Annotated in this window: 4 protein-coding genes and 2 pseudogenes; 2 read left to right on the plus strand and 4 right to left on the minus strand. The window is 66.9% G+C overall.

Annotated features, from left to right (window positions below; all coding sequences use genetic code 11):
* Both I71_RS36365 and I71_RS23685 read left to right on the plus strand, forming a co-directional pair.
* Window positions 1-334, plus strand: a pseudogene (locus tag I71_RS36365) (colanic acid biosynthesis glycosyl transferase); the annotation flags it as partial.
* Between the two features lie 134 nt (window positions 335-468).
* The gene (locus I71_RS23685; protein WP_042699253.1) at window positions 469-936 is read left to right on the plus strand and encodes a helix-turn-helix domain-containing protein; all 468 of its coding nucleotides are present in this window, start codon (window positions 469-471) and stop codon (window positions 934-936) included.
* Here I71_RS23685 and I71_RS36370 read toward each other — a convergent pair.
* From I71_RS36370 to I71_RS40100, 4 genes and pseudogenes are all read right to left on the minus strand, one after another.
* Entirely contained in the window at window positions 846-1,859 is a 1,014-nt protein-coding gene (locus I71_RS36370) for a glycosyltransferase family 2 protein (protein ID WP_244434010.1), read from the minus strand. The genes I71_RS23685 and I71_RS36370 overlap by 91 nt on opposite strands.
* A gap of 26 nt (window positions 1,860-1,885) precedes the next feature.
* Window positions 1,886-2,836 (minus strand): hypothetical protein, encoded by a 951-nt coding sequence (locus tag I71_RS23690; protein ID WP_244434011.1) that lies wholly within the window; start codon window positions 2,834-2,836, stop codon window positions 1,886-1,888.
* A 43-nt stretch (window positions 2,837-2,879) separates the two neighbouring features.
* A complete protein-coding gene (locus tag I71_RS40095) occupies window positions 2,880-3,260 on the minus strand; it encodes a hypothetical protein (protein WP_244434012.1) in 381 nt (126 codons plus the stop codon).
* A 346-nt stretch (window positions 3,261-3,606) separates the two neighbouring features.
* Window positions 3,607-4,050 (minus strand): annotated as a pseudogene (locus tag I71_RS40100) (glycosyltransferase WbuB); the annotation flags it as partial.
* Between the last annotated feature and the right edge of the window lie 87 nt (window positions 4,051-4,137).

The following is a 4,137-nucleotide window of genomic DNA, read 5'->3' on the forward strand; positions in this document are numbered from 1 at the left end:
TCAGGCCATGATCTACCGCATAGCCAGCCTGACAGGGCTGCACTTCGACCCCGCCTATACAATCGCGGCCGACTATGCCTTCACGCTTTCCGTGCTGGACCGCGGGCGGGCGGTACGGCTGCGCTGGCCGGTCTGTGTGTTTGCGCCGGGTGGCCTGTCACAACGCGACGCCGCGGCCGGGCGATCCCAGCAGACGGCGATTCGTCGACATCACCTCGGCCATGGAGCGGCTCATGCGGCAGCAATCGCCACAGCTCAGCGAGTCGCGCTGGCAGTGCGGCTCCGCTTTCCCACACTTTACGCGAAATTACGTTTCCGATGCCCGGAAACTTAATGTCTTTCGCATTCGCTTTCCCACTTCCACCCAAACAGACCGTTGATACGCACAAATGGTTGCATAGAATTTACTTTCTGAACTAAGCATTCTCGCGGCGCCTTCCCTCCGGCTTTTCCTTCGAGGTACGACTTATGAGCGCGACCAAGACCAAACTCGCCCCCGCCCACACCCTGTCGCGCCGCGGCGAAGGTCCGAACCCCATCGACATTCATGTCGGAGCCCGTTTGCGGCTTCGCCGGACCCTGCTTGGTCTCAGCCAGGAGAAGCTGGGCGAGGCCGTCGGGATCACCTTCCAGCAGCTCCAGAAATACGAACGCGGCTCGAACCGCATCAGCGCCAGCCGTCTCTACAACCTCTCGCAGGTTCTTGGTGTGCCGGTCAGCTACTTCTTCGACGATATGCCGTCGCCCGATCAGATTGCCACCGAAGCTCCGGACGAGACGATGAGCGAAACAGACGAATTCGAATCGATGGCGCGGCGCGAGACGCTGGAGCTGGTTCGGGCCTATTACCGGATCGAGGATCCCGGCGTACGCAAGCGCACATTCGACCTGTTGAAGGCACTCGGCGGCGACAAGATCGCAATGCTCGAAGAATAGGGTTCGCCCCCGGGAAGACAGGTTGGGAAAAAGTCCGGAACGGTGCGTGCCGACGGCACTTGGGCTGCTGCAGCCGGTGCCGGTGTCGATGCTGCCGACCGCATCTTCAGCCCGACCTGCCAATAGTAGAAGGCCCGCCCCAGCGCGTGGTCGAGCCCTGCGATGCCGTCAAGAGCGCCGAGGCGCAGAATGTAAGCATGCAGGAAGGCCCAAAGCGGCCGGCCCGGCAGGCGCTGAAACAGCCGCTTCTGTGCCCGGCGTCCGATGAGTCTGCACCGACGGAGACCGGAGTCGCCCTCCGGTTCGCCGTCGATCAACCGCTCCATCCGGCCGTCGGCGCGCAAAGCCGCTTCCCAATCGGAATAGTGGTTGTGACGGTCGAACCAGGCCGAGGGCGGCTTGGCATCCTCATGGTCCATCGGATGGCGGAGGCGGCCTGTCGTGCCATGGACCCGCGGTTGGTAGTGGCCTTCCACCTCCCACATGGAGGCGATATCCAGATCGGCCGGTTCGGGAAAGCGCACGTACCGACGGTCGACCAGGGCAAGTTTGCGGTTCCAGCAGCCGAAACGCAGCCGTTGGCCACGTATCACCGGGCGGCCGTCGATCCAGTAGGCGGCATGACACGGTTCATTTGCGGCTTTCACCATCAGCCGGGCAATCTCCTCCACCAATTCGGCAGTCGGCCGCTCATCCGCATCGACGAACAGAACCCAGTCGTGATCGAAGGGGAGAGAGTCCAGGCACCATTGCTTTTTCTTCGGGTAGCGTCCGTTCCATTGGAAGGGCACCAGCCGGGCGCCGTGGCACCGCGCGATGTCCGGCGTCCCGTCGTCGCTACCGCTATCCACAACGAAACATTGGGCGAAGCGGTCGAGCGACGACAGGCAACGTGGAAGGTTGATCGCCTCGTTGCGGGTCATCACCACCACAGAGACCGGAATGGGTGTCATTGCGCAGCCTCCTCGCCTGCCCTCAGCCCCCTCAAGGCGGACTGCAGCGACAGGCCGAAGGCGGCGGCGACCAGACCGACCAGACCGGTCAACGGAACCACCACCGCCGGGTTCGGCCAGTCCGGAAGGGCGGCAGCGGTCGGCGGCTGGATCGTGTCGGCGGCGAAGGGCAGGTCGACGCCGATCATCATCGCCACCCGTTCCTGATCCAACAGGAGATCACTCAATGCCTGCCGGTGTTCCGCCACGGTGACCGCTCCCAGGCGAAGCCTGATGTGGGCGATCTGGGCGGCACTGCGCCGGGCAGCCTCCTCCCGCAAATGGGCGTCGGTCACGGCGGCAATCCGGCCGAGCATCGCCACCGCGGCCCCCCTGTCGGCATGGCGGAAGGTGACGCGCCGCATCGGTCCCGACCGCAACATGTCGATCACCAACCGGTCCCTCAGGGCGCGGGCGACGCGGTCGCCGTCCGGTTCGACCCAATCTTGCCGCCCGACCATCGCCAACAGCATCCGCTTCACCGTGGGCAACAATCCGGACGGCGGTCGCCAGCGCCCGGACTGCTCATCCCAGCGCTCCGGGAACAGGGCGTGCAGGATGCGGGGATCGGCTGCCAGACGATCGGCCACCGGCCCCGACCCGAACAGTTCGAGATAACGGGCGAAGTCGGACAGCGATTCGTCGCCTGCCCCAGGTTCGGCAACGCCGGCGGACTCGCGGCCGCTCACCGTCGGCACCCGGGCGCCCATCGCAGCGGATCCGACCCGCGCCGTCGGCCCGATGACCATGGCCGCGGTGTAGGCCGGCGTCACCAACCACAGGGCGGCCACCGCCAGCGCCAGCCCGCCCAACGCCCCGGCAAGCAGCCAGGGCCACCCCGTCCGCAGGGTCCGGATGATGGCGCGCAGATCCCCCTCTCCAGCCGCGGAAGGCAGAAGCAGGGTCATGGCCCGAGGGGGCGACTGTTTCAACGAAGGGGAGACGACACCATCAGGCATGGGGCTGCAGCCTTCCCAACAGCGGAAGGGCAGCGCGGCGGCCGGCCACCAGACGTCCAGCCAATCCGGTGAAGGCCGACACCGCACGATCGACGGTCCAGGCGGCGGCCCTGTCCGCCGCGCGCTGCCCTTCCGCCGCACAACGGGCGGGATCGGCGGCATAGGCGCGCACCGCGTCGGCGATGGCCGCGCCATCCATCGGGTCGATCACCAGACCGCAGCCCTTCACCAGTGCCGCAGCCTCGCTTCCCGCCGGCCCCAGAAACAGACAGGGACGGCCGGCCGCCTGCACCCCTGTCAGTTTGCTCGGCACCAGCATCCCTTCCGCAGCCGGAGCCATGGCCACCAGATGCAGTCGGCGGCCGACAGGCATTCAGCCAACCGGTCGGGCGCTGCCAGGGCAGCCGCCGCAGGTTGCGCAGCCCCGAACGGTGCGCGGCCTCCTCAATCGCGGCAAAGCCCCTCCCCTCGCCGACCAGCAGAAAAAGCAGCGCAGGGTCGCTGTCCTGCAGCTTGGCGGCGGCGTCGAGAACCCCGTCCATCGGGTGGGCAAGTCCGAGCGTTCCGCAGTAAGCGACCAGGAAGCGGCCAGCGACCTCCTCCAGCCCAAGCGACCGGCGAAAGCCGTTGGCCTGCTTTGGCACCGGACGGATTGCCGGATCGGGCCAGTTCGGCAAGACCGACACCCGGTCTGCCGACACGCCGGCCGCGACGATCCGATCACGCATGCAGTGCCCGATGGCGATGACCCCGTCATGCCGCCGCAATGCCCGCACCACGCCATCTCCGGCGATCCGGCGAAGCATGGCCGGCATCCGCACTCCCAGAACGGGCAACAGGTCAGGATAGAGATCCTGACACCAGTGCAACGAGGCCGCGCCATGCCGCGCGGCGAGAACAGGGCCGGCCAGGGCCAGCATGGGCGGATCGGTCATCGTCACGACAAGATCGTGACGGGGCAGGCGCAGAGCCCGGCCGGTCAGCCGGCAGAGCGAATCGAGATAGGCCCGGGCTTCGGGCCGGCCGCCGGCCGCCACTGTGCCGCCGGTACGGACAAGGGTGATGGCGGCCGGCAAGCCGCATACACGCGCCTCGCCTGCGCACTGCGGCCCGTCCGCCAGCACGGTTACCCGCCAGCCAGCATCCGAAAATCCACAAGCCATGTTCGACAAGCAACGGCCGGTCGCCCCACGGTCCGGTGGGAACACCCGGTTCACGAACAGGATTGACGGTTTGTAGAGCGTCACGGC

Source organism: Azospirillum sp. B506 (genome assembly GCF_000333595.1).
Lineage (GTDB): Bacteria > Pseudomonadota > Alphaproteobacteria > Azospirillales > Azospirillaceae > Azospirillum.

Bases quoted from the DNA above. Each gene is read 5' to 3' on its own strand.
- I71_RS36370 (WP_244434010.1), bottom strand. From the start codon at position 1,859: ATGACCCGCAACGAGGCGATCAACCTTCCACGTTGCCTGTCGTCGCTC.
- I71_RS23685 (WP_042699253.1), top strand. From the start codon at position 469: ATGAGCGCGACCAAGACCAAACTCGCCCCCGCCCACACCCTGTCGCGC.
- I71_RS40095 (WP_244434012.1), bottom strand. From the start codon at position 3,260: ATGCCTGTCGGCCGCCGACTGCATCTGGTGGCCATGGCTCCGGCTGCG.
- I71_RS23690 (WP_244434011.1), bottom strand. From the start codon at position 2,836: ATGACCCTGCTTCTGCCTTCCGCGGCTGGAGAGGGGGATCTGCGCGCC.